Raw genomic sequence first — 501 nt, forward strand, 5'->3', positions numbered from 1 at the left:
AAAATCACTTCATTAGAATAAGCAGGTAGTGCTCGGCGTAACGCACTTGGCAAGATGATGCGTTTGTAAGTCATAAATTTACTCATGCCATACGCTTTTGCGGCTTCCACTTCGCCTTTCGGCAAACCGTTAATCGCACCACGAATGATCTCTGCCGTATACGCTGATGTGTTTAGTACAAACGCAACCAGAGCACAAAACCACGCGTGTTCCCATAAGGTATCTTTCACTGGGAAAAACTGATCCATGCCATAGTAAATCAGATACAACTGAACAAGCAGTGGCGTTCCTCGGAAAAAGTAAATGAATCCCCAAGAAGGAAGGCTCAAAGCGTAGTTGGTACTGTTTCTCGCAATGGCGAGTGGAACTGAGACGCACAAGCCAATCACCAATGAAATGCCCACCAGCCAAACGGTCGTCCAAAGCCCTTGAAGGTAAACAGGGAAGCTTTCAATAATCAACGAAAAATCCATTACTTACCTCGCATGAATACTGAATTTG

Annotated in this window: 1 protein-coding gene; it reads right to left on the bottom strand. The window is 44.7% G+C overall.

Translation table 11 applies throughout. From position 1 onward, the window contains the following. Window positions 1–473 (bottom strand): ABC transporter permease subunit (locus R7040_RS30505; RefSeq protein WP_318098198.1); only part of this gene is annotated, 473 nt, incomplete at its 3' end. Window positions 474–501 lie beyond the last annotated feature (28 nt).

The sequence above is a fragment of the Vibrio sp. 1069 genome, from assembly GCF_033340555.1.